This is a genomic window from Ruegeria sp. BHSB058 (genome assembly GCF_059613285.1).
Genome location: NZ_JBXWSF010000062.1, coordinates 1 through 25,098 on the forward strand (window position 1 = coordinate 1; position 25,098 = coordinate 25,098).

The 25,098-nt window shown below is 56.2% G+C and carries 22 protein-coding genes and 4 pseudogenes; 16 read left to right on the plus strand and 10 right to left on the minus strand.

Annotated elements, in window-relative coordinates:
• From AC2FNB_RS14885 to AC2FNB_RS14900, 4 genes and pseudogenes are all read right to left on the minus strand, one after another.
• Positions 1–209, minus strand: a 209-nt coding sequence (locus tag AC2FNB_RS14885; protein ID WP_496747550.1) for an NAD(P)H-dependent oxidoreductase, incomplete at its 3' end; no start/stop codon positions are given.
• A pseudogene (locus AC2FNB_RS14890) lies at positions 166–836 on the minus strand (IS6 family transposase). The pseudogene AC2FNB_RS14890 and the gene AC2FNB_RS14885, both read right to left, overlap by 44 nt.
• 124 nt (positions 837–960) lie before the next feature.
• Positions 961–1,242, minus strand: a pseudogene (locus AC2FNB_RS14895) (transposase domain-containing protein); the annotation flags it as partial.
• Positions 1,243–1,322: 80 nt separating this feature from the next.
• Positions 1,323–2,432 carry a helix-turn-helix domain-containing protein gene (locus AC2FNB_RS14900; protein ID WP_480752148.1) on the minus strand — a complete coding sequence of 370 codons (1,110 nt, stop codon included), beginning with the start codon at positions 2,430–2,432 and terminating at the stop codon, positions 1,323–1,325.
• Positions 2,433–2,552: 120 nt separating this feature from the next.
• Between AC2FNB_RS14900 and AC2FNB_RS14905 the strand changes: the two are divergent.
• The 5 genes and pseudogenes from AC2FNB_RS14905 to AC2FNB_RS14925 form a co-directional block, all read left to right on the plus strand.
• Positions 2,553–2,765, plus strand: a pseudogene (locus tag AC2FNB_RS14905) (IS6 family transposase); the annotation flags it as partial.
• Between the two features lie 1,392 nt (positions 2,766–4,157).
• Positions 4,158–5,342, plus strand: coding sequence for a plasmid partitioning protein RepA (gene repA, locus AC2FNB_RS14910; RefSeq protein ID WP_480752146.1), 1,185 nt, complete (start codon positions 4,158–4,160; stop codon positions 5,340–5,342).
• Complete coding sequence (gene repB, locus AC2FNB_RS14915) at positions 5,342–6,310, plus strand: plasmid partitioning protein RepB (protein ID WP_480752145.1); 969 nt, start codon at positions 5,342–5,344, stop codon at positions 6,308–6,310. The genes repA and repB overlap by 1 nt, the downstream gene beginning before the upstream one ends.
• 176 nt (positions 6,311–6,486) lie before the next feature.
• A complete protein-coding gene (locus AC2FNB_RS14920; protein ID WP_496747514.1) occupies positions 6,487–7,542 on the plus strand; it encodes a helix-turn-helix domain-containing protein in 1,056 nt (351 codons plus the stop codon).
• 155 nt (positions 7,543–7,697) lie between these two features.
• Complete coding sequence (locus AC2FNB_RS14925) at positions 7,698–8,807, plus strand: Fic family protein (RefSeq protein WP_496747516.1); 1,110 nt, start codon at positions 7,698–7,700, stop codon at positions 8,805–8,807.
• A 69-nt stretch (positions 8,808–8,876) separates the two neighbouring features.
• Here the strand turns inward: AC2FNB_RS14925 and AC2FNB_RS14930 are convergent.
• Positions 8,877–9,053, minus strand: a pseudogene (locus AC2FNB_RS14930) (ATP-binding protein); the annotation flags it as partial.
• 219 nt (positions 9,054–9,272) lie between these two features.
• Here AC2FNB_RS14930 and AC2FNB_RS14935 point away from each other — a divergent pair.
• The 6 genes from AC2FNB_RS14935 to AC2FNB_RS14960 all read left to right on the plus strand — a co-directional run bounded on the left by AC2FNB_RS14935 (position 9,273) and on the right by AC2FNB_RS14960 (position 15,879).
• Positions 9,273–10,745, plus strand: coding sequence for an amidase (locus AC2FNB_RS14935; protein ID WP_496747518.1), 1,473 nt, complete (start codon positions 9,273–9,275; stop codon positions 10,743–10,745).
• A gap of 89 nt (positions 10,746–10,834) precedes the next feature.
• The gene (locus AC2FNB_RS14940; protein WP_496747520.1) at positions 10,835–11,221 is read left to right on the plus strand and encodes a hypothetical protein; all 387 of its coding nucleotides are present in this window, start codon (positions 10,835–10,837) and stop codon (positions 11,219–11,221) included.
• A 91-nt stretch (positions 11,222–11,312) separates the two neighbouring features.
• The gene (locus AC2FNB_RS14945; protein WP_496747522.1) at positions 11,313–12,320 is read left to right on the plus strand and encodes a sugar ABC transporter substrate-binding protein; all 1,008 of its coding nucleotides are present in this window, start codon (positions 11,313–11,315) and stop codon (positions 12,318–12,320) included.
• 26 nt (positions 12,321–12,346) lie between these two features.
• Positions 12,347–13,891 (plus strand): sugar ABC transporter ATP-binding protein, encoded by a 1,545-nt coding sequence (locus AC2FNB_RS14950; protein WP_496747523.1) that lies wholly within the window; start codon positions 12,347–12,349, stop codon positions 13,889–13,891.
• Positions 13,888–14,877, plus strand: coding sequence for an ABC transporter permease (locus AC2FNB_RS14955; protein ID WP_496747525.1), 990 nt, complete (start codon positions 13,888–13,890; stop codon positions 14,875–14,877). Before AC2FNB_RS14950 ends, AC2FNB_RS14955 begins: the two co-directional genes overlap by 4 nt.
• Before the next feature lie 69 nt (positions 14,878–14,946).
• A complete protein-coding gene (locus AC2FNB_RS14960) occupies positions 14,947–15,879 on the plus strand; it encodes a LysR substrate-binding domain-containing protein (protein ID WP_496747527.1) in 933 nt (310 codons plus the stop codon).
• Between the two features lie 529 nt (positions 15,880–16,408).
• Here the strand turns inward: AC2FNB_RS14960 and AC2FNB_RS14965 are convergent.
• The 3 genes from AC2FNB_RS14965 to AC2FNB_RS14975 form a co-directional block, all read right to left on the minus strand.
• Positions 16,409–17,314, minus strand: a complete 906-nt coding sequence (locus tag AC2FNB_RS14965) for an ADP-ribosylglycohydrolase family protein (protein WP_496747529.1) — start codon at positions 17,312–17,314, stop codon at positions 16,409–16,411.
• 13 nt (positions 17,315–17,327) lie between these two features.
• Entirely contained in the window at positions 17,328–18,113 is a 786-nt protein-coding gene (locus tag AC2FNB_RS14970) for an SDR family NAD(P)-dependent oxidoreductase (protein ID WP_496747531.1), read from the minus strand.
• Between the two features lie 119 nt (positions 18,114–18,232).
• A complete protein-coding gene (locus tag AC2FNB_RS14975; RefSeq protein ID WP_496747533.1) occupies positions 18,233–18,694 on the minus strand; it encodes an ester cyclase in 462 nt (153 codons plus the stop codon).
• A gap of 318 nt (positions 18,695–19,012) precedes the next feature.
• On the opposite strand from AC2FNB_RS14975, the gene AC2FNB_RS14980 reads away from it, so the two are divergent.
• The 5 genes from AC2FNB_RS14980 (at position 19,013) to AC2FNB_RS15000 (ending at position 23,557) form a co-directional block, all read left to right on the plus strand.
• Positions 19,013–20,215, plus strand: a complete 1,203-nt coding sequence (locus AC2FNB_RS14980; RefSeq protein WP_496747535.1) for an ABC transporter substrate-binding protein — start codon at positions 19,013–19,015, stop codon at positions 20,213–20,215.
• A gap of 83 nt (positions 20,216–20,298) precedes the next feature.
• Positions 20,299–21,027, plus strand: coding sequence for an ABC transporter ATP-binding protein (locus tag AC2FNB_RS14985; protein ID WP_496747537.1), 729 nt, complete (start codon positions 20,299–20,301; stop codon positions 21,025–21,027).
• Complete coding sequence (locus AC2FNB_RS14990) at positions 21,020–21,694, plus strand: ABC transporter ATP-binding protein (protein WP_496747539.1); 675 nt, start codon at positions 21,020–21,022, stop codon at positions 21,692–21,694. Before AC2FNB_RS14985 ends, AC2FNB_RS14990 begins: the two co-directional genes overlap by 8 nt.
• Positions 21,691–22,563 carry a branched-chain amino acid ABC transporter permease gene (locus tag AC2FNB_RS14995; RefSeq protein ID WP_496747541.1) on the plus strand — a complete coding sequence of 291 codons (873 nt, stop codon included), beginning with the start codon at positions 21,691–21,693 and terminating at the stop codon, positions 22,561–22,563. The genes AC2FNB_RS14990 and AC2FNB_RS14995 overlap by 4 nt, the downstream gene beginning before the upstream one ends.
• Before the next feature lies 1 nt (position 22,564).
• On the plus strand, positions 22,565–23,557 hold the full coding sequence (locus AC2FNB_RS15000) for a branched-chain amino acid ABC transporter permease (RefSeq protein ID WP_496747544.1): 993 nt from the start codon (positions 22,565–22,567) through the stop codon (positions 23,555–23,557).
• 29 nt (positions 23,558–23,586) lie between these two features.
• Here AC2FNB_RS15000 and AC2FNB_RS15005 read toward each other — a convergent pair whose 3' ends face one another.
• Both AC2FNB_RS15005 and AC2FNB_RS15010 read right to left on the minus strand, forming a co-directional pair.
• Positions 23,587–23,769 carry a hypothetical protein gene (locus AC2FNB_RS15005; RefSeq protein WP_496747546.1) on the minus strand — a complete coding sequence of 61 codons (183 nt, stop codon included), beginning with the start codon at positions 23,767–23,769 and terminating at the stop codon, positions 23,587–23,589.
• A 204-nt stretch (positions 23,770–23,973) separates the two neighbouring features.
• Positions 23,974–24,951 (minus strand): HpcH/HpaI aldolase/citrate lyase family protein, encoded by a 978-nt coding sequence (locus AC2FNB_RS15010; RefSeq protein ID WP_496747548.1) that lies wholly within the window; start codon positions 24,949–24,951, stop codon positions 23,974–23,976.
• Positions 24,952–25,098: the final 147 nt, after the last annotated feature.

Genomic DNA, 25,098 nt, shown 5'->3' on the forward strand with positions numbered 1-25,098 from the left:
GTCACCCCGATCCGCGCGATCAGGTCGAACCAGGCCTTGAGCGACGCGGGCATCGAGTAGTTATACATAGGTGCGCAGAGCGCGATAACATCCGCATCGATGATTTCGGCCGGTTCTGTCGCAAACTTTTTAGATGACAGAGCATCAGTGGAATTGGTGAGCAGTTTACCCCGCCAGTTGGATGAACTGCTGAAACGGACGGAGTTCAGGCGTGAACTGACCTTTGCGGATCATGTTGACCAGTTCTATGCCTGCCAGGACAGATGCGGCTGAATCGAAAGATTTGAATCCCAGCAAGGGTCTGATCCTTCGTTTGATGAACCGGTGATCCTGTTCAATGATGTTGTTGAGGTATTTCCGCCTGACCATTTCGATCGGGATCGGGCAGCCAAAGCCTTTCAACATCTTGTTGATCGCCTTGATCCCAGCAGTGTTTGCGCCACTTTTGTCTATGGCAATCCGTTCACCTCGAGGGCGCGGGCGAAGAACCTCGTCGCAGCAGCTTTATTGCGGCGTTTGGATAGCATGAAGTCCAGAGTTTTGCCGTGTTTGTCGATCGCTCGGTAAAGATAAACCCATATGCCTTTCACTTTCACATAGGTTTCATCCATGCGCCACGAACGGTCTGCGGGACGCTTTCCATACCGTGCTGTTTCAGCAATGAGGCCGGCATATCGACTAACCCAGCGGTTTAGCGTTGCATGATCCAGATCAACGCCGCGTTCCGCCATGATTTCTTCCAGATCCGGGTAGGAAACACCGTAGCGCAGGTAGAAGAAAACCGCGTGCAAGATCACTTCTTTCGGATAATGCGCGCCCTTGAATGAGATCGTCATTGTCGGCTCCTGTCATGTTCCAGCACGCGTTACCAGAACTGTGTTCGATCTGACAGGTGGGGACAAAGTTTGCGACAGAACCTTCAAGGAACTTGCCGTTTTTGCCGACGGCCCCAAAGACTTAAACCCAAGCACCTTTCACTTTGATGTAAGTCTCGTCCATTCTCCAGGAACGGTCGCATGGTCCTTTGCGGCGACGTGCTTCTTCAGCGATTGCACCGGAATTCCGTGTTACCCATCGGTTAAGCGTGGTGTGGTCCACTGGAACACCGCGCTCGGCCATGATTTCTTCCAGGTCTCGATAAGAGACACCATAGCGAACGTAAAAGAACACCGCGAACAGTGTCACGTCTTTCGGATACTGTGCACCTTTGAAACAGATCCCATTAACATCACATTGGCACATTGCGATGCCGTCAGATTGGGGCATCCACGCCATCAACAGAGCCTTTGCCACGCCGGGAGAATAGTTGCGAGGCAATCCCATCACATCGCCGCCGCCCAAAACCGATACCGCCCCTGTCCGGTGATCTCGCGCGCCAGGCCGCGATCAGTGAACAGGTTGAGGTTGCGTCGCGCGGACATGGGTGAACATCCGGCTTGTTGCGCTACAATATCTGCCGACAAGATCGGGAACCGGGCGAGCGCGTCGATCAGCGCCGGCGGCGTACGCCCCGAAAGATCCCCAGTTTCCGCCCACGCACGCTCCAGCCAGGCCTTCAACCGATCCAGTTCCATCAGCGCGGCCAACGCCCCAGCTTGGGCTGCCGTGTAGAACGCCCGCAGCCGCGCTTCGGCGAAAGCCTCCCCCTCCTTCAACGCGTAGCGATCGAACCGATGGCCGCTCGACACCGGAAGGAACGGCGCCCCTGCCCCCCCTGCCCCGGTGATCATTGCCGCCACCGCCGGTTCCAGCATCTCGTCCCAGGGGGTGATCCCTTCGCGACGCCAGAAGGCCAGACCGCAAGCTGCCCGCGTCATCGCATGGCACCCGGCCAATTCGTTGCGTTGGACACGCAAGGCATCGCCAAGCGCATCCAGTTCCCCACCCACCGGACGGTCTGCATGGGGGTCGGGATCCTGGGCCTCGGTGACCTCCGCCCGCCCCAGGAAGGCGCGCAGATCCTCATGAACCGACACACCCTGCCCTGTCAGCCGCCGCACCGCCCAGCTGGCTCGGGCCAGCGCACGCGCCTCATCCTCCCCGGCCAGCCGCAACGCGCGGTAGAGCGCGATCTTTTCCGACCCCAGCCAGATGCCTTCGCCACGCAGAATTGCAGAGACTGACTGCAGGGCAATCCGCTCCCCGACGCCAGCCGGTATCTGCCTCAGCCGTTCCCCGAACCGGGTCACGGCCTCGACTGCCGCCAGCAAGTCGCGATAACAAACCTGCTCGGCCCGAAGCCAGATCTCGGGCTGCAACGATCCTTCCCGCGCGGCAACCGGCCATGGCAGATCGGTCGGCGCCGCTCCCGGGTCCGGCACCTGCGGCAGGAACCACAGATCCTCCTCCGGCGCCGGATCAACATCATAGATCGATCCTGACGGATCTTCTAAGTCATCGGTATCTTTGGGGTGTTCATTCATGGCAAACATAATAGTAGCTTTTTGTTTGTTACCATAGAGATTTCGAAAAGAGGACCTGTGGATGAGCTGCAAACTCTGAGGCCCAGTTGACGAACATGCGTGATCTGACGTTTGTTCCCGTCAAATGTTATTCGAACAGGAGTCAACACGATCTCATCGGTAGGCTGCCATTTCCCCAAGGATGCGGTTCTGTACGCTGTGTATTTCTACCTACGGTACACTGTATCGTATCGGGACTTGGAAGAGATTGAGGCCGAACGCGGCGTGCAGGTGGACCACGCCACTCTCAACAGGTGGATTGCGAAATACTCACCGATGGTCGCAGCGAGAACGCAATCAAAGACTGGCCGCCCTGCCCTCTGTAATGACCCGGTAGCGCGCTATTAGCTGTTGTTCAAAAAGGCCGGCCTGATGCGGTCCAAACTTGTCGATGGTCCATCGAGCAATCTCCGCCATGCTGGCTTCAGCGCGGCGTGTCAGTCGAAAGGGTTTGGTCACGCTTCAGTTCGTGTCCCTGCAAAAGCACACCGGATCGCATTCGAACTGCTGCCTTCTGCCAGATCTCCAACGTGAGCCTGCGCCACACCCTCCTGCGGACCTAGTTTGCGAGATACCAGCCAGCTTCTTCCCACTCCATAGGCGGAAGACCCGCGCGCAATTCTTCACAGGCGTTCTGACAGAGACCGGATGCATCCGGATTCTGCCCCAGCTGATCTTGCGATTCTGCAAGTACGACATTACGGGCTGCGATGCGCATGCCCCCTGTTTGGCGATATATGCCAACGAGGCTGTCGTCTCAACGATTGAGAACCCTACACCCATTCAATCAATCAAAATGGTCTCATCGCCGGTACTTTGGCAATTTATCCTCTCTTGGTCGGCGTATTGGAGAAAGAGACCTGACTTTCAGAACCAAACAAGAGACTTCATCAATCACGCCTTGTGGTCGCCCAGCTCCAAACACAGCAGGGTTACGCAAACAGCTTTGAAATTTGAGTTAACGCCAATTGAACGTGAAGAGGACGGATAGAGTCTGTCGCCTTGCATCAATCCAACAAAGATAGAGCATTGCGCCAAAAAGTTACCCTGCGCGGGCCCAATTGCAACGGGTCGCGAACGCCCCCCCCTTTCCACAGTGTTCTAAAGGCAAACTAAACTCTCAAACTCCGCCTTACCCGTGTGTCGTCTCTTGGTTAGCGACCGACTCTGGCCGGCCAACCCGTGAGGCTTATCTTCGCACATAATTCACATTTCGGCCGCAGGTTCCAAACCGCTATCCAGGCCGCGATGCATCGCTCTCTCGGGCGGACGTAGGGTTTCTGTAACGACATCAATATCGCAGAAGGTGCAGCGCCGGATAGTTTGGGAAAACACTTGCCCAATCAGATCAACCAGCTTCCTGGCGTGGCCAGTTTCGCGTCTTATGATGCAAGAGGTTCAGTCCTTAACCCTGATGCAAACGAGAAGCGCTCTACCCAAAGCGGAGCTTTCATAGGTGTCTAGCATGAATGCAATCGACGCCTACGGCGGAGCTTTAACAACTGAAAGCCCCCAGAAACCGACCTGACCGGGTTTACAACTGTAAACGGGCTTGCTCTTATGCAAAGCGTATATCGTCTTCCGATTTGGAAAACCTACAATATAGGCGAAAATCCTTGACTTAGAGCAATGAATCACGGCTGTTTGTCTCAAGTGGCGCAAAAATGACCACATTCTTTAATTTGAGGCAACTACATGATTCCCGTGACACCACTTACGGCAGAACGACCATCGGCACTCGCCACGGAAATATCTGAGAGATTAAACTCGGCTATCCGGGAACATCTTCTTGCGGCTTTTGCCCCGGACAACACCAAATCACTACGCAACTTTGCAGCACCAGAAGCAGCCGAACTCTTAGGTGTCTCAGGTCAATTCATGCGCAAGGTCCACGTGGAAGGAACGATTCCTGAACCAAAGGACGTGCGCAGTGGACGACGTTACTATACCGCCCAAGAGCTCTGGGAAGCTCGCGAAACGCTTGAGAAGACCTCTCGCAAAAAGGGACGCTATATCCCCCGTCGGACTGAAGGAGAAAAACTCCAGGTCTGGCAGTTGATGAACTTCAAAGGTGGCAGCAGCAAGAGCACCACAACAGTTCACCTGGCACACTATTTTGCTCTTCGCGGTTACCGTGTTCTAGCCGTTGACCTGGATCCCCAAGGCTCGCTTACATCCATGTGCGGGATCAGCCCGGAAATAGAGTTTGACGGGCTGACGATTTACGACGCTATTCGATACGAAGATCCGGTTGATATGGCGGACGTTGTGCTTCCTACATACTTTCCTGGCCTGTCTGTGGCGCCGTCACGGCTTGTTCTATCGGAATTTGAGACAGAATCTGCCGTCCACTCCAACCCAGACCATCCGTTCTTTACGAGAATTAGAAATGCCCTGGCCCAGGTGGAAGGCGATTTTGACCTTGTGCTAATTGATAGCCCGCCTCAACTCGGGTTCTTGACAATAGCCGGCATGGCCGCCGCCAGTTCACTGCTTGTGCCACTGACACCGTCAATGCTTGACGTGTCTTCGACGGCTCAATTTCTCGAACTCGCCGGTGCCTATATGGCGGTTATCGAAGATGCCGGCGCCACTCTCGAATATGACAACTTCAAGTTCCTGATAACACGTGACGAACCAACCGACGTGCCATCTCAACAGCTGGCTTCGTTCATGCGAGCACTGTTTCAGGACAGAGTAATGTCAGCAACGGCGCTCAAGAGCACCGCAATCAGTGACGCCACAATGCTCAAACAATCAATTTACGAAGTTGTGCGGTCGGAAATGACACGCGCAACCTATGATCGGGCGAAGAACTCAATGGATGCGATCGGCTCCGAAGTCGAGCACATGATCCATCAGGCATGGGGACGCAGCTAATGGCTAGAAAATCGCTTCAAGAGATGTCGGGAATCGCTAACACCATTGCGCGCTCCAGCTCCAAAGCCATCGAAAAAGCACCAAGACCCAATGCCCCTGCCCTTGGTGCGCTTCAAGGGTCTCTCGCCGCAATCAGAGAAATTGACCCTGCACTTATCGACGATTGGGGGCCGGTCGACAGACTCGGTGAGTTTACAGCTGTAAACCCCGACGAAGAAGACGACAGCTTTGAGAGCTTGGTGTCAAGCATCCAGGACGGCGGCCAACAAGTTCCAATTCTCGTCAGAAGGTCCAAATCTGACGGTCGATACGAGGCAATATATGGCAGACGGAGGCTCAAGGCTTGTCGTGAACTCGGAATCAAGGTCCGGGCGAATGTTCAGGATATCGATGATGCATCAGCGTTGCTCGCCAAAGGGCTTGAAAACGCTGCGAGGCGTAACCTTTCCTTCTACGAAAAAGCGCGGTTCGCCGAGGCAATCCTGACTTCCGGGCATGACACTGCAACGGTAAGGCAAGTGCTGAACCTTACTAAATCGGGATTATCTCACCTGACAAAAGTTACGCAGCATGTTCCTGCACGGATTGGTGACCTGATCGGTGCAGCCCCAAAATCTGGTCGTCCAAAATGGACCACGCTCGCAGAACACTTTCATGCGGGCAAACTGTCGATGGATGAAGCTGCAAGCCTGCTAACATCCGTAGAACCATCAGTGTCGTCAGATGATCGGCTGGAATTGCTCCTGAAAGCAGCAACCAAACGCGGTGCGCGACAAAAAGAAGGTGTCGCCGAAGTCAGTCCAATCGAAGGCGTCACAATCAGATCCAGCAACGGAGCGCTGACTGTCTCTGTCAAAAGAGCGGGATCGAACGCAGGCTTCGCCGACTGGTTGGACAAAAACATGGCTGAAATCATCAAGCGCTCACACGCAGAGTTTACAGCTGTAAACACCAAGAAAAAGAACTGAGGCCGAGCAGAAAGGAGGAAGGCAAACAAGAAAACCCCCGAAACCGGAGTTTCGAGGGCTGCTGCGCAAAGCGCAATTCTTAGATTAGACACCTAGAATCTAGCAGCACCCGAATCGCCACACAAGAGAAAACACCTCTGGGTGAACAGGTTTTCTTTGTCTGCTGTCAGAAAATCATGAAAACACTATCAGCATTGGCTCCAGATGGAGCGACCTTGTCGGGAACGGCAGGGCAGGGGAATAGCACGCCCAAAAAATGGATACTTCTTCGCGCGGTTGAAGAGGCCAGAGAACCTCTTGGGTTAAAATCCACATCTCTCAATGTCCTGAGGGCAATGATTTCCTTCATGAGCGGGGATCAGATTTCTTCAGACCAGGATGATCACCATATCTGCTTCGCTTCCAACGCAGCCATCGCCAAACGAACTCATGTCAGCGTACAGACTGTTGAGCGCCATATTTCCGCACTGGTCGAGCTTGGACTAATCCGTCGCATCATGAGCGCAAACGGCAAACGTTGGGCTCGCCGGGATCGACAGGGCAGGGTGGTTACAGCAACAGGGCTGTCCCTAATGCCTTTGTCTGAAAGATATGCCGAGTTCATCCAGGAAGCTCAAAGACATGCTGATCGAGTTCTCGAGTTCACTATACTCCGAGACAAGGTTTCGGCCGCTCTCGCGCGTCTCAGGGAACTGGTTGCAAACGACACCGCGATCTCTGATTTGATGACCACCGTACGCAATGCTCTGCGTCGCAAACCAGACGGGAATGTACTCAGCAAGTTGCTGGTAGAAATCTCTGTGGAAATCTCTGAGATAACACAGACAGATACAGAAAATTTGAGGGCCAGTGACAGTGAAATTGAGGGGCACAAAGAGGACTCTTTGAATACGGAAGTTAAGAAAGAAAAATTCTCTCAGATTCAAGTTTCTCCTGAACAAATGGAGCGTAGCTTTCCACGGTTGTGCTCAGAACTACGCTTTGCAAAAGATCAGCACCACTGTGATCGGATTATGGATGATATCGCAGACTATCTACGACTTGGCCAAACCTGGTATGCGATGAAAGCAACGTTTGGGCCAGCTATTCGTTTCATCGTTCTAGGATACATCTTTCAACGTGCTGAAAATATAAAGTCTCCAGGAGCTTATTTGATTTCATTGTTGGCTAAGATCGAAAAGGGAGAGCTGTCCCCAAAGGCAATGCTATCGCGAACCTCAAATAGCTCTTAGTTTTTGTGAAACAGGAAGAAATGTTTCGTCATCAGATTGCCCTTCCAATCGATGATCGGATTGAACAATTTCGGAAAATGTGAGCAATAGGAAAGACCTCTATAAATCATAAACTCATATATCATGAGTTATAGACTGGATTATTATACCTCACCATGTGGAACTGGCAGAACCCCGACTGGCCGACATTCTGTTACGATGCCGCAAGACTTGAACCTTACGAGCAACAGTTCCTGTTGTCCTCCGGGGAAGTCCTTGGAGCAGTGCGCCATGTGAATACGTGGGATCAAGATCAATTGCGTATCGACCTTCTGAGCGAAGAGGCAATGAAAACCAGCGCGATCGAAGGTGAGATGCTGGATCGTCTCAGTGTTCAGTCTTCGTTGCGTCGGCATCTTGGGCTGGCTCCCGACAGCTATCCAACCAAACCGCGCGAGCAGGGGGTTTCTGAGATGATGGTGGATGTTTACTCCACCTATGCGGAGCCGCTTTCACACGACACTTTGTTTCGGTGGCACGACATGTTGCTATCGCATGACAGGCATCTGGAAACGATCGGAGCCTATCGGAGCCATGAGGATGCGACGCAAATCGTGTCAGGCCGATTCGATCGCCCAGCGGTGCATTTCGAAGCACCGCCTTCGTATCAGGTTCCAGCTGAAATGGACCAGTTCGTAAGCTGGTTCAATCGGACCGCACCAAGTGGTCCCGAACCATTGCGCGCACTGATCCGGGCCGGATTGAGCCATCTGTATTTCGAAAGCATTCACCCTTTTGAAGACGGCAATGGCCGGTTGGGCAGGGCGCTGGCTGAAAAGTCCCTGGCGCAAAACATTGGTCAGCCTAGCCTGATTGCTCTTGCTTTCGCGATCGAGCGAGATCGGAAGGCTTACTACGACCGGCTCGAACGCCATCAAAAGACGTTGGACGTCACACCATGGCTTGTCTGGTTTGCCGAAACTGTACTTAAAGCACAGCAGGTATCGCTTGCACGAGTTGGTTTCTTTATATCCAAGACGCATTTCTACGACCGGCATCGTGATCAATTCAATGCCCGCCAAAGCAAGGTGATCACCCGTTTGTTCAAAGCGGGGCCGGATGGATTCAAAGGAGGGCTGAGCGCAGAGAACTATATCTCGATAACGGGAACGTCACGCGCCACTGCGACGCGAGATCTACAGGATCTGGTGGAGAAGGGCGCTCTGACCCGAATGGGTGAGCTCCGGTACACACGCTATTGGTTAAAGCTGAACCGGGAAGGGTAGGCGCTGAATGTCAATCGGCATTCCTTATTGACCCCTCTGGTGCTAAGCAGGCTCGGTACTGCGTAATCTTCAACTGACGTGGTTGCAGCGGGCCTGCGGGGTTTCGGATTGGCGGTATGCGCCGTTCTGGAAACGCCAGCTTTCGTTGCCGGTCTCGACGATCTCGCAGTGATGGACAAGCCGATCGACGAGCGCGGTGGTCATCTTGGCATCTCCCAACACACTCGGCCATTCGCCAAAGGCCAGGAGAAGAAACAAATAGAAGTGCAGTTTCACTGCGTGTATATGTTCGGTATGAAACCGCGATAAGCAGTTATTATTAAATAACTATTTCTAATTCAAGTTTCTCGCTCACGTATTGGCTGAGCTTTTCTCAGTTGCTGGAAACCGAGGTTACGCAATTCTGTTTTCAAGCCAGACACTCGTCACATTCGGGTGATGGAACGAAAACGGGAGGAATTACTCGTGACTGATCTAGCTAAGCTCAGCGCAACGGAAACCGCATTGGCCATTCGGGAACGCCGCGTGTCGTCGGCTGAAGTGATGGAGGCCGCGATCGGCAGGATCGAAGCGGCAAATGACAAGCTGAACGCGTTTGTCTTTACTGCCTTTGATGAGGCGATGGACGCCGCTAAGGAAGCTGACGCAGCTGTCGCCCGTGGCGACGAGTTGGGCGCAATGCATGGCGTGCCCACCGCGATGAAGGATCTGTTTGACTTCAAGCCGGGCTGGCCAAGCACTCTGGGCGGTATTCCGCAGCTGAAAGACAACATCGCCGACATGAAATGCGGCTTTGTCAACAGCATGGAAAACGCCGGCGCGATCTTTGTCGGCAAGACTAACAGTCCCGCTCTGGGTTTTCGCGGCACCACTGATAATGTGGCCTTTGGTCCGACTTCGAACCCGTTCGACACAAGCCGCAACGCGGGTGGGTCTTCCGGGGGTTCAGCGGCGGCCGTAGCGGCAGGTTTGCTGCCCATGGCTGAGGGCACCGACGGCGGCGGCTCGATCCGCATTCCGGCGGCCTGGACCAACACAGTAGGGTACCGCGCCAGCGCTGGACGCACGCCCCTTCTGGTGCGCCCGAACGGTTTTGCCAATACGCTTCCCTACATCTTCGAGGGCACCATTACCCGCAATGTCGAGGACGCCATCGTGTCTCTGGGCATCTTGCAGGGAATGCACCCGGCTGATCCGAATTGCCACAACATGGTCAATGACTTCGCTGATGCGGGTCTGCGCGGAATCAAGGGAATGAAGATTGGCTTCAGCCCCAATCTGGACGTGTTCCCGATTGAAAACGAAGTCTCCGAGGTTATCGCCAATGCGGTCAAGGTCTTTGAACGGGCCGGGGCCGAAGTCGAAGAGATCAAGATCGGCCTGACCCGAGATCAGCATGAATACAGCGATATCTGGTGCCGTCTGTTCGTGCCAATCATGCGCCACGCCTTTGACGGCATGAAAGCCGGCGGGCTGGACCTGCTGTCCGAAGAACATCGCCACGGATTGCCGCCGGAACTACTGGACTGGGTGGAGCGTGTCGGCCCGAGCTACAGCGCCGATGACCTCTATCGCGATCTGTCGGTGCGGACCGAAGTGTTTGATGCCTATCAGGCCACCTTCGCCAAGTACGACCTGATCGCATCACCCACCGTGACGGCGATGCCGGTCAAGAACACGGATGATGGCAACACAAAAGGCCCATCCGAGGTCAACGGCGTCAAGATTGATCCGCTGATCGGCTGGTGTCCTACCTTCCTTACCAACTTCACCGGTCATCCCTCGGTATCGGTGCCCGCAGGTCTGGGCACATCGGGTCTGCCGGTGGGTCTGCATATCGCGGGTCGCCGACAGGCTGATGGCGACGTGCTGGCTGCGGCAGCAGCGTTCGAACGTCTGCGCCCGTGGATGCAGCACTACGACCGCATCTCGCTTTAATTCGCAAGAACCTCCCTGGCCGGTGTCTTGCCCGCCCTGCGCAGCAGGGCGCCGGTCCCTTATTGTTCAAACCCAACAGGAGAAACCCGATGAAAACCACTTTGAAAGCACTCGCACTTTCGGCTGCAATGGTCGTGGGCGCTGCTACCACTGCCATGGCCGAAGCCCGCCCGATAACCGACGCTGTCATTGTTGAATACCTGGAATTCAATCTGGTCGATGGCGCCAACCCCGATGAGTTCCTGCGCGAAACGCTGGCCATGGACGAAGTTCTAGAAGGCTATGACGGCTTTGTCGCCCGCCACCTGGCCCGCAACACCGATGGGTCCTGGGTCGAAGTTGTCTATTGGACCTCGCTGGAAACTGCCGAAGCCGCGCTGCCGCGTTTTGTCGAAGACCCGCGCACCAAGGGCTTCCTGTCGCTGGTCGATGGGGACTCGCTGTCGGTGAAATATTCCAACGTCTTCGAATTTTAAGACCCTTTGGTGCGGTGCAGTTTCTGTGCCGCACCCACTAATAACTACTGTGAAAACCACACTTTTCCCCAACATAACGACAGGGATACTCATGAAAAACCTAGCCAGAAAATTCACCGCTAGCGTCGTGCTGGCTTCTTCCGTTGGCATGGCCAGCGCCGATGAGATCAAATCGGTCACAACCGAACAGGTTCGGTCCGCCGCCGCAGACGCTTGCGCCGATGGCACGGAGTACAAGGTGGCTTATAGCCATTCGGTATCCGAAGTGATCATTGTCAAACAGGTGCGCCGCTTTGCCACCGAACGCGCCGCTGATCTCGGTTGTGTAACGGTGCTGCACGACAACACGCAAGGCAACAATCTGGAACAGCAGATCAACGCGATCCAGGGCTGGATCACACTGGGCGTTGATGCCATCGTGGTATTGCCGATCGAACCCACCGCGCTGCAGCCGCTGCAACGTCAGGCCCAGGCACAGGGCATCAAATGGCTGACCTATCTGGGCCAGATGGAAGGCTCCGACGGATTTGTCGGCTTTGACCACGCCCAATCTGGTCAGATCGTGGCCAATGCCGCTGTCGACTGGGTCAAGGAAAACAATGTTGAAGATGCCAAGGCGCTGGTGACCACCCTGACACCGCTGCCGTCTCTCAGTCCGCGCTGGACCGAGGTGAAGCGGATCTTTGAAGAGAACGGTATCGAAGTGGTCGCCGAACAAGATGCCGCCGACCAGACCAACGGACTGCGCGTGACGGAAACGGTTCTGCAGCAGCACCCCGATCTGGATATCGTGATCGGCATGGCAGATGATGCCGCTGTTGGCGCGTTGCGCGCGATCAAGCTGGCGGGTGCGGACCCGGATGCGATGTTTGTGGCCGGTCAGGATGGCTCGGCCGAGGCGCTGACCGCGATCAAGGATGGCGGGGCCTACCGTGCCTCGGCTGCGATCCTGTTGAACGAGTTGGGTGCGAACATCGTCGATCAGGCGCTGAACGCGATACGCGGCAACGGCCCGGCCTTTGCTTACACGCCCACCGTTCTGGCCACCCATGACGATCAGGCGCTGCTGGATCAGCTGTTGGCGAATTTCGACAACTAAAGCCATCGTTGACGGGGAGAACACTCATGCGTCTTGAGGTTAAAGATCTGCGCAAATCCTACGGGCCGGTGAATGTGCTCAAAGGCGTGGATCTGACGGTTGAAGGGGGTCAGGTTCTGGCCTTCCTGGGTGCCAACGGAGCCGGTAAGTCCACGCTGCTGAATTGTGTCAGCGGGGCTCAGGACGCAGACACAGGGGATATCCTTGTCGAAGGCGCCTCGCTGCGGGGATTTACGCCCCGACAGGTTCAGGATCTGGGCATTGCGATCATCTATCAGCATTTCCAGGTCTTCGAAGGTTTGAGCGTGGCCGAGAATATCTTTCTCGGCCACGAAATCCGGCGCGGCGGCCTTGTGGATCGCCGCTCCCAGAACGCACAGGCGCAGGAATTGCTGACCCGTCTGGGCGTTGATGATATCGACCCGCGCAGCGATCTGGGAACTTTGGGTGTCGGCGAGCGCAAGGTGGTGGAAATCGCACGCGCGCTGCGGTTGAAACCTAAATTCCTGATCCTTGATGAACCCACGGCGTCTTTATCGGACCGCGAGGCCAAGGCATTGCACGAGGTGATCCGCCAAGCGGTGGCCAGTGATGGGATCGGCGTGATTTATGTGACGCATTTCCTGGACGAAATCCCCAAGATTGCCGACCGTATCACCATCCTGCGTGATGGTCGCATCCTTTGGACCAAACCGGTAGATGAGGTCTCGATTGCGGACATGACCGACGCGATCTCGCCTGATGCGCTGGTGACGGGTCTCGAGAAAATCCCGTTTCAGGCGGAAGGCTCCGAGGTGTTGCGCCTGAGGGAACTGGAAACCAGCTTTGTCGGGCCGATCAGTGTGGGTCTGCATCCGGGTGAGGTGTTGGGCATATACGGGTTAATGGGGGCAGGGCGTACCGAATTGCTGGAATGCCTGTCAGGTGCGACCCGCCAATCAGGCGGTGCGCTTGAGTTCAACGGGAAGATCCGCCATTTCCGCACCCCGCGTGAGGCTCTGGAGCAGGGCATTGCCTTGGTTGCCAGCGACCGCAAGGAACAAAGCCTGTTTGCCAGCTTTTCCGCTGTGGAAAACTTGCTTGTTCCCCATTTGGGCCGCGCTCCCATGCCAAGGCTGCTACGCAATTTCAGCCGCGAAGGGATTGAGTTCGAACGAGCCGCACGCCGCCTGAACATCCACCCCCCAAACCCGCGTATGCAGGGGCAACGGTTCAGTGGCGGCAATGCCCAGAAGATCATGGTAGGCCGTTGGCTGGTCGATGGGGTCGGACTGAAGCTGCTGCTATTGGATGAACCAACACAAGGCGTGGATATCGGTGCGCGGCACGAGCTGTATGAGGCTTTGGCTGCTGTGAAGCGCTTGGGGACAACAATCATCATCGCCAGCTCGGACGCGACCGAGATTTGTCATCTTGCGGATCGGGTTATGGTTCTGGGCCGGGGCCAGCAAGTGGCGCTGATCGACAACCCGCATGACGAAGAAACGCTGATCGAACTGGCCCACAAGGCCGAACATGGAACACAAGACGGCGCATCTGAAGCCGCAAGCCAGATGGAATTTACGCAATGACCGATACAGGACTGACAAGAGGCGTAGCGGGGGCTGCGACGAACAACAAGAAGGACCGCGATTGGTTCGAACTGGCGGTTGCGGCGTCGCTGCCGGTGGCCATCGCCCTGCTGGCGCTGTTTTTCTATATCAAGGTGCCGGTGTTCATGACCGTGAACAACTGGATCGCAATCTCGGTGCAGGTTTCGGCTCTGATGACAATCTCGATCCCCTTCGCCCTGCTCTTGATGGCGGGCAAGATTGACTTATCGGTTGGATCAACGCTGGCACTGTGCGGCGTGGTGGCAGGGTTGTGTTTTGAACCGTTAGGTATCGCCGGCGCGGTGCTGGTGACGCTTTTGATTGGGACAATTGTGGGCACGATCAACGGAATGATGGTGTCTTCCATCGGAATGTCACCGATTATTGTGACCTTGGGCACCCTGACACTGATTAGGGGCCTTGCACAATGGTTGGCACCAAACCCGATCTTTGGTTTCCCCGAAGAGTTTCTGGTTATCGGCTACGAGCGCGTTTTGGGCCTGCCAATTCTGACCTGGATCATGTTGGCCGTTATCGGTCTGGGCGTCGGTGTCATGTCCTTGCTACCCATCGGACCGCAGATCGTAGCCCTTGGCGTGAATCAGCGCGCAGCGTTTCTGGTTGGCCTGCGGGTCAAGGTGATCGGAGTTGGGCTGTATGCAATGACCGGTTTTTTTGTCGCGGTGGCGGCATTGATGAGTATATCGCGCATTAACTCGGCTCCGGCAGGGACGTTGGGCATCGGAGTGGAACTGAGCGTTCTAACGGCCGTACTTCTAGGAGGTATCCCGTTTACAGGTGGCAAGGGATCGGTTTTGCGCGTGGTATTGGGGGTCTGGCTATTGGGCATGTTGTCGAACGGGCTAATTCTCATGAATGTCCCAACTGAGCTGAGTCTAATGACAACGGGCCTCGTTCTGATTGTGGCGGCTGGGCTGGATGTCTTGCGCGCGCAACGAAGCTGATCCCATACTTGCCAAGAATGACCCCCTCCGCTGTCGGAGGGGTGTCGCGTATTCAGAGGATGTGGAACCGTGAAGAGATTACCGCCTCTGACAAGCCTGCAGGCGTTCGAGGCCGTGGCACGGCATATGAGCATCAAGCTGGCAGCCGAAGAACTTCTGCTGACCCCGACCGCTATTAGCCATCGATTGAAAACGCTTGAGACGCAACTGGGCGCGCAATTGTTCCACCGGTTGACCCGCTCGCTCAAGTTGACGCCAGAAGGTGAGATGCTGCGCCCCTTTGTGACCGATGCATTTCGCAACCTCAATCTGGGCATCGCACAACTGAGCACTGACGAGGTCGAGGGCGAGTTGATCGTGACAACCACGCGGTCCTTTGCCTGGAGTTGGTTAAGCCCGCGCCTGCCCAAGTTTAGCCGGCTGTATCCGCAGCTGGAGGTCAAGGTGATCGCCTCGGACACGGTTCTGGATTTTGCGCGGTTCAGCGTCGATATATCTATAAGATACACGGACAATCCCGACCCCGAGGAGCACGCCGCCTGGGTGTTGGACGATTTTGTAACGCCGATCTGTTCGAAACAGATGGAGCACAAGATCAAAACCCCCGAAGATCTGCTGAACCAAGATCTGGTGGAATATGAATGGCTGGGCTTTGACAAGGGTGATCCGAACTGGCAGGCTTGGTTCAAATCCGTGGGATTGGATGGGTCCAAAGTGAAACCCATTGCCAATTTCAGTGACGAGATCATGTGCATTGAGGCTGCAATGGATAGCAAGGCCGCTGCGTTGGTCAGCGTCATAGCTGCCTCGCGCGAGATTGAACGTGGTCGAATTGCTGCCCCCCTGCCATTTGTACTGCGGGACCGCAGCTATTTTCTTGTTTGCCCGATGGAGCGGGCAAAATCCGCGAAAGTACGAGCGTTTCAGGATTGGCTGCTTAATGAGGCGGATGTATTTCGTGACAGTGCCTATGGCTTGAAGTTTATTCCGCAAGGCGGCTGATGATTCGTCTCTTGGAACGCCAATTCAGCGAAAACCCGCAGAAACACCAGTTATTTGCCGCACCAACCGACCGTGTTGCATGGAACAGGATTGAGACGATATTTCCCAAACCCCATCGTTTCAGCGGACGCTTATACTTCGCGCCACCGAGAGATGTCATGCGGTTGAATGCCCTCGAAGCTATTTTCGCTTCGGCGGTTTGACAGTCGAAATCACGTGATTGCAAGCGATCACCGATAAGTTGTTTCCATCTGCCGATCTGGGCTTAAACCCGTGATCGTTGATGGTATTCCGTCTCAGTTTGTCAGTTCAATCTGCCCTCTTGAGCAATGGCGGCGATGTGTCGATTACGCTGTGCATTCTCGCCGCGACAAGTTTCCCAAGGCAAAGAACCGGGTCGCGAACTGCTCGGATTGCAACGAATGTCTCCCGCGGCGGTCAGGCGGCTACTCCGATCTGGCAATCGAGATTTTACTGCTGGAGAAGGGGATATGTCCGGGCCCCTTGAAGTGGCCCCGGACACTCAATGTCAAAGGCCCAACTGGTCCATCAGGCATTGAACTCTGGATTTATTGTTTAGGCGAACCAGCCAATCCTGAGGCACACCGTACAAGGCCCCGCACACCGCACCTAGCAGAAGGGCCCGGCCACAACTGTCGCCGCCGGACAGGATGTTGGTTCGAATGGCATCTTTGTAGGACTTCGAAGTCAATAGGTTGTGCAATACGCTGGGCACGCCGCTTTCCAGTTCACATGCCAGACCAAGTTCGGCGGTCAGTTCCTGGTTGCTGCGATCGGTAGAGGCACGGGCCAGTTCCAGTCTGGACAGGATATCGGCATCCGCTGCAGCCATCGCGGCATCGACGATATCGCTGGCTGATCCGCCATCACGCGCCGAGACCAGCATTGCCGTGGCGACGGCTCCGTATTTTTCCGCCGCATGCGATACATTGGTCGTGCGTACCGCATCCGACGCGCGGCCTTCCAATCCTGCCGCCACCAGCGCGGGCAGTTTGGCGATGGCTGGCAGTTGCACGTCATTTGCTCCGCAAGGCGTGTCCAACGCTTTACCCGCAAGATTTTCCAGCGTTTCACGGGTAGCATGGTCGATATAGCCGACAAATGTACCACCATAGCCGAAATGCGCCACGAAGGCCGCGTTATAGGCTTTTTGGTCATAAGTACCACCAGACTGGGCCAGCGCACTCAAAAGAACCATCAACTGTTCACCATACTGCGTTAAGTCGCCAGGCTGCTTCAACGGGTGTGCGAAGTATGCTGGAACGCCGTCGAAATCCTGGGCCGTGGTGGCGCAGAATTCGGGATTGTCACCGCCCAGCTCGACGATCCGGGGCTGATCATAGAGCCAATGCAACCCCAGCGAGGCAGCATCCGCGACCAGCGCACCGGTTACGAGATTTCGATTTGTTGTCATCGCCTTGGCTCCATTATCCCTGGACCGCGCCGCGGTCCGCGTTCAGTTTCTGTCCGGTGATATTTGCCGCCAAGGGCGAGGCCAAGTAAAGATAGCTCAAGGCAACGTCATTTGCCTTTTGCACGCCGGGCAGGGATTGGCTGGCGCTGATCTCGCCTTCGATGATCTCTTCGGACACGCCACGATCCTTCGCCATCTCCCGCAGGGTGTTGAGCGCGGGGCCAGTCAGGACCCAGCCGGGGCAGACGGCGTTAACGCGAATGCCCTTTGGCCCCAGCTCTTTCGCCATTACGCGCATGAAGCCGATATTTGCGTGTTTTGACGAGATATAGGCGCTGAGGTCCGGTTCGGCGGTCGTGCCCCAGATCGAGGCTGTGATGATGATCCGCCCACCCTGACCCATCAGCGGTACCGCTGCGCGGGTAGTTAGGTAAGTGCCGTTTACGTTGATGTCGATCACGCGGCGAAAGCGGGCCTCGGCCTCATCGCTTTGGTCGCTGATCGGGGTGACGTCTTCCAGACCGGCATTGGCAACGAACACATCCAGCGCGGGGATTTGCGAAAACACCTCTTTCACGCGGGCGCCGTTGGTGATGTCGCAGATCCAGCCGGTGACATTGCGCCCGGTCTCCTGCGCCAGATCGCGGGCGACCTGATTGATTTCCTCTCCTTGGGACAGGATGTGCAGATCGGCCCCATGCAGCGCAAATGCGCGGGCCACACCAAGGCCGATGCCACGGCTTGCGCCTGTCACCATCACTGTTTGGTCGGTGAAATCGAGGCCGGAAATCAGTTCCATATCAGGTCTCCTGAAGCAGATGAACGGGTCGCGTCCGAGTTTGGGTCATTGCAACGCCAAAAGGTCAGGTACCGCGTACCTGACCGTATTGAGCGGTGGATCGAAGGTGCCGCGCGGGCTCACTTTTCTTTGCCGTCGACGCCTGCGATGTTCAGATGGGGCAGGGGCATGACGCCCAGCTGGAAGAACAGGCCCAGCGTGTCTTCGTGATAAAGGTAATCCGTCACTTTGCCGTTCTCGTCGAACTTGAACCATTCGGCGCCATAGATGTCGACTTTGCGGCCTGTACCGGGGACGCCATAGAAATCACCGGAATGCGTGCCACGCAGGCGAAAGCGCGACATGACGGTGTTACCGTCAGCGACCAGGTCAATCGCGTCTTCGTGGATGTCGGGGAAGGCTTCGCGCCAGAAGGCGACCAGCTTTTTGAACCCGTCACGGCCCGAGGGCCATCCATCCAGCAGAAGACCATGACGCACATCTTCGTTGAATATCTCGTCAACGCGCACCATGTCGTTCTTGTTCCAGCAAGTGGCGTAGATGTCAGCCACCGTTGCCTTGTTGCGCTCTTGATCAGTCATTGTTGCTCTCCGGTAGGTAAATCTATTGCCCAACGGAATGTGGCAACTGGACCTTACTAATGTCACCCGATGAAACCTCAGGTCTTGGCTGAAGAGATTTCAGTCAAGGCGCGGACAAACTTGCCCCTATGAAAATGACAACGCCGTTCAAGCGCCTGATTCCAGCGTGCCGAGGGGTGTCAGTCTGGCCGCGTGATGCGGCTGAACTTTCATAGGGTGACGGAACCGGGATGCAGATCGCGGGGCTGGGAAAGGTCAAAGAACAAGCGCCTTCCGCGTCGTCGCCCAACGCAACCTGTTCCAATCGGGAGGGACAAAATGGCAACGACTTTTCTGAAATCCACCCTGGGTGCGATGGCTTTTGGCGCCAGTGCAACCTTGGCGATGGCCGACACCATTTCGCTGGGCGCGCCAATTCCGCTGACCGGGTATTTCGCCGCTGATGGCGAGACGATGGAGCAGGCGATCAACCTGGCCGTGGGCGAGATCAACGCCGAAGGGGGCTTGTTGGGCAACCAGATCGAAGTGGTCACATTTGACATCGGTGACCTGACGCCGGACAAACTGGCCGCTGCTGCGGCCAACCTGATCGAGCGTGGCGGCGTCAGCGCCCTGATCAACGGCTATGGTGGCATGGGCCCAGACATTCCGGCCTTCTGCCCTTATGGCATTCCCTATATCCACAATGACGCGGTTGCCGGGGTGATCGACCTGGCCGAGCGGATGAGCTGCAAAGCGATCTTCAACGCGTCGGATATCGACCTGAACTATGGTAAAGCCCAGTTCGACATGATGATGACCACCGGTCATAGTTTTGAGACCAAGCGCCTGGCCATCGTGCACGGCGATTTCGAATGGGACATCAACAACGCCAGATCCATGGCCGAAGCTGCCGAAGCCGCAGGTTGGGAAGTGGTTTACATTCAGGAAGTACCCTATGACACCGTGGAATGGACCGGCATCCAGAGCCAGATCCGCGAAGCGCAGCCTTCGCTGATCCATCTTGAGGCGCTTGAACCTGCCGTGGCCACTACCTTCCTGTCGCAATACAAGGAAAACCCCTCGGGTGATGCGCTTCTGAATGTGGGCTATATCGGGGCCACCACCGGTCTGGATGACGTAATCGCGCAAGGTCAGGCCGAAGGTCTGCTGTCGTTTACCCTGAATGCGCATCAGGACAACGACGCCGGCAATGCCTTTGTGGAACGCTGGGAAGCCGCCTATGGGTTCGAACCTTCGGTTAGCCTGGCGGCAGCTGTTTATGACATGGTTTACATGTGGGCCGCCGCAGTTGAGCAGGTGGGCGATGCGTCGGATTATGACGCAGTTGCCGACGCGATCCGATCAATGAAATACGAGGGTCTGGTTGGCACCTTTGATTTCAACGACCGCAACTTCATCAACAACGGATCCGACACGCAACCCGCACAGCTGTTCCAGGTGCAGAACGGCGAGCGTGTGCGCCTGGTTGTTGGCGACCAGAAGGTCGGCGAAATCGCACAGCCATCCTGGATCAATTAACACTCCCCAACTGGCTGCGCCTCCGCATTTGCGACGGGCGCGGCATTTTCTCTTTTTCATGGATCAGCACAGGAATACGCTGCATGACGCAAATGTCGCTGGAAAATGTCACGATGCAGTTCGGACCGTTCCGGGCGCTGACCGACATGTCATTTCATATCGAGCGGGGGGAGATTTTGGGTGTGGCCGGGCCGAACGGGGCCGGCAAATCGACTTTGATGAATGTTTGCACCGGCGGTCTGCGGTCCACGGCCGGGCAGGTCATCTTCAACGGCCAGGATATCACTCGGCTCAAGCGGCATCAGCGCTGCGGGTTGGGCATCGCGCAAACCTTTCAGATCCCGACGCTGCTATCGTCTGTTTCGGTAGGGGAGAACCTGTTGGCCGGAAACGTGTTCGGACTGGAGGCGCGCGGCGGCGGTCCCGGCATCGCTATGGACGAAATCCTGTTCCTGACCCAACTCGAAGATCATCTGAATTTGCCAGCGGCACAAGCCAATCTGCTGACCCGCAAGCGGATCATGCTGGGCGCAGCGCTGGCAACAGGCCCCGAGATCATATTTATGGACGAACCTCTGGGCGGTCTGAACACCGAGGAAATCGTCGAGTTCCTGCAAGTCATCCGTCACGTGCGCGAAGAACTGAGTATCACCATCGTAATGGTTGAACACAAGACGCGCGCGCTTGCCGAAATCGCGGATCGGGTGCTGATCATCAACTTTGGCGAATTCGTCATGCTCGACACCCCGCAGGTCGTTCTGAATGACGACCATGTGGTCGAGATCTATCTGGGAAAGAAACACGATGCTTGAGGTTGAGTGCGTCAACGCCTTTTACGACGACTTCCACGTGTTGCATGATGCGTCGCTGCGCGTTGACAAAGGCGAACTGGTGGCCGTGGTGGGGGCCAACGGGCATGGCAAAAGCACATTGCTCAAGGCAATTTGCGGACTCACGCCGGTAAAATCGGGCCAGATCCGATTTGAAGGCAGCGACATTGCCGGGTGCAAGGCCCCACATCTGGTCGGGCAGGGGTTGGTTTACGTGGCTGAGGACCGTCGCCTGTTTCCCGACATGACCGTTCTCGAAAACCTGCAGCTGGGGGCCTATCTGTCCGGCGCTCGCGCGCAGGAGGCGCAAAACCTCGACCGTGTCTTTACCCTGTATCCCCGTTTGGCCGAGCGCCGCAAACAGCTGTGCCGTTCGCTTTCGGGCGGTGAAGCGCAGATGGTTGCGTTGGGGCGTGGTCTGATGTCGAACCCGACACTGATTGCAATTGATGAGCCTTCTTTGGGTCTGGCACCGAACTTGACCGAGATGATGCTGAGGACCGTCTCGCAACTGAACAAGGACGGCCTGACTGTCCTGATCGTGGAACAAAGCCTCGCCCTGCTCAAGGGCATGATCGATCGGGTCTATTCGATCGAAGAGGGCATCGTGCGCGAAGCCAGTGCCGACAACATGCAGGAAGTGCTATGACGCAGATACTCGAAATTCTGATCAGCGGCATCACCCAGGGCGCGGTCTATTGCGTCGTGGCCGTTGGATTGTCTTTGGTCTATGGTGCGTCGCGCATTCTGAACTTTGCCCATGGGTCGCTCTATTCGCTAGGCGGGTTTCTGGCCTGGTATCTGGTCGCGGGTGGGCCAGGCCTGCCACTGTGGCTGGCATTTCCTCTGGTGCTGCCAGTGCTGGCGCTGACCGGCGTAGCAATTGAACGGGCCATCATCCGGCCTCTGCGCGGATCTGATAACTGGAAGATCAACACCATCATGGTGACGCTGGGTCTGGCGTTTATTATCGAAAACGGGTTGCAGCTGGTTTTCGGCCCCGGAACCCGCACCATCGCGCCCTTCGTCGAAGGTTCTCTGAGTATCGGCGGTATCACCATCACCTGGTACAAGCTGTCGATCTTTGTGATCTCGCTGGCGCTTGTTGGGGCGCTGGAGCTGTTTCTCTCGGCAAGCCGCTATGGTCAGGCTGTGCGCGCGGTCAGTCAAGACATGCAGGGCGCCAATCAGGTCGGTATCAACGTCAATCAGGTGTTTTCCACCACCTTTGCCTTGTCCGTGGTTCTCACAGGTGTGGCGGGTATCCTGCTTGCCCCGGTCTTTCTGGTCTCGCCCCTAGGTGGATGGGCGCCATTCCTCAAGGCCTTTGTGATCGTCGTTCTGGGCGGTCTGGGTAGCACCAAAGGGGCATTTGTCGCGGCCTTCATCCTGGCCGTACTCGAAGCCTTTGTCATTTTCTATATCGGTCCAAGCTGGGCCATGCCGGCCTGGCTGTTGATGCTGATCGTTGTCTTGATGGTCCGTCCCAAAGGTCTGTTCGGCGTGTGGGAGAACTGAGATGTCCGAGAAAGTTAACGCGACCCTTGCCAAAATACCGTCGGTCTTCACCGGCACCGGGCTCAAGCGCGACTCGATGGTCTTTTGGGCTGTCGTGGCCGGGCTGGCCGTGTTGGGCGGGGTGATCGGCGACAGCTATGTCCACCACATACTGATTCTGGTGTTCATCTGGTGCATCGTGATCGCCAGCTGGGATCTGATCCTGGGTTATGCCGGTATTTTCAACTATGCGCAGCTGGTGTTTTTTACCTTCGGGGCCTACGGCTCGGCCATGCTGTCGATCTATGCGGGGCTGACGCCGTTGTTGGCGATTGTGGCTGCAGCCGGGATCGGAGCGGTGATCGGTCTGATCGTGGCGGTTCCCAGCCTGCGGCTGAAGGGCGAATATGTGGCGTTGTTCACCTTTGCTGTGCATCTGGCGCTGCCACCGTTGATCCAGCAGGGCAAGGCCATCGGCATGGGCGGCAATACCGGCCTGCTGGGCATCCCTTGGCTGAATCTGTTTGGGTATCAGGTCTCCTCAATCGACAAGCTGACTTGGTATTGGGTGGCACTGGCCTTTGGGGCTGTCTGCGTCTACCTGATCTATTTCATCGTACTGCGCGGGCGTATGGGGTTGGCATTTATCGCGATGCGCGATGCTGACACCTTTGCGCAGGCGATCGGGGTCAACGAGTATAAATACAAGATGCTGGCCTTTGTCGTATCTGCCGTTTTCACTGCCGTGGCGGGTGGTCTTTATGCCCACTACACCAGCGTGGTGACGCCTAAGGTGCTGGGAACCGAGTTCTTTCTGATGGCGATGGTCATGCTGGCCATAGGCGGAATGGGCCAGTTCCCGGGTGCGGTGCTGGGTGTCTTCATTGTGGTGATCGGCAACGAACTGCTGCGCAGCTTTGACGATTACCGCCTGTTGCTGCTGGGTGTGGCCGTGGTGCTGACGGTGATCTTTCTGCCCAATGGCGTGGCTGGTCTGTTTCGCAAACGCAAATAAAACGGGCCTGCCCTGTTTACAGGGTAGGTTCACTCAAAGAATTCGCGGCCATAGTCGCTGTCGCGGAATTGATCCGCCTGATCCAGAAGCCAGTTCTGAAATACCTCGATCTTAGATTTGCGCGCTGCGGAATGCGGGCAAACCAGATAACGGCTTTTGTGCTTGATCTTGGCGGTTCTGTTGATGGCGTGGATGCCACCGCCTGACGGCATCGCAATGTGCCAATGTGATGTTGCTCCGCTGACTTGGTGTTGACGCAAAGGCTGCCGTGCCACCAAGTTGTGGCCGATTTGGGTGAAACCGGCAAATGTCTCGGCAAAGCCACGGGCAAATACCGGCCCGCTTCTTGACCATTCAGGTGACCTGGACCTTCGGGGTCATTCAGCGGCCCAGGCATTTGCCCGGAAATGGCCGGATCAGGCGGCAGCGATCTGACGCGCCTTTTCTACCATGACTTCGGCCTGGCGGATCGAGGCATAGTCGATCAGACGGCCGTCCAGGGATACTGCACCCTTTCCGGCTGTCTCGGCTTCGGCCATTGCCACAAGAATACGCTGTGCTTTTGTCACTTCGGCGTCACTGGGCGACATCACTTCGTTGGCCAGGGCGATCTGACTTGGGTGGATGGCCCACTTACCTTCGCATCCCAAAACGGCCGCACGTTTGGCCGCAGCCCTGTACCCATCGGGATCCTGAAAATCGCCAAAAGGGCCATCGATTGGGCGAAGTCCGTTGGCGCGGGCTGCGACCACCATACGGGCCAGCGCATAGTGCCACATATCGCCCCAATGTGTCGCCCGGTTGGCCCCGGCATCCGGATCGGTCAGTACCGAATAGTCAGGATTGACACCGCCAATGATCGTTGTCCGCGCGCGCGTGGACGCCGCATAGTCCGCCACTCCGAAATGCAGACTTTCATTGCGTTTCGAGGCCGCGGCGATTTCACTGACATTCTGCATGCCCAACGCCGTTTCGATGATGTGCTCGAACCCGATACGCTTCTTGTATCCTTTTGCATCCTCGATCTGTGTTACCATCATGTCGACGGCATAGACATCGGCTGCTGTGCCTACTTTAGGGACCATGATCAGGTCCAGACGTTCCCCTGCCTGTTCCACAACGTCGACCACGTCGCGGTACATATAGTGCGTGTCCAGCCCGTTGATGCGAACCGACATGGTCTTGTTGCCCCAGTCGATGTCGTTCAAAGCCTGAATGATGTTCCTGCGTGCCTGTTCTTTCTCGTCGGGTGCGACGGCGTCTTCCAGATCCAGAAAGATCACATCGACATCGGATTTTGCGGCTTTCTCGAACATGCCGGGTTGGCTGCCGGGAACGGCCAGTTCGCTGCGATTGAGACGCGCGGGCGCCTGTTCGATGGAATGAAAACTCATGATTGGACGTCCTTGGTTCAGAGGTTCGGGTACAGGGGGAATCGGGCGCAGAGGTCTGCGACTTCGGCGCGGACCTTGGCTTCGACTTCGCCGTTGCCGTCCGGGCCGTTGGCGGCCAGGCCGTCGACCACTTCGACGATCCAGTCG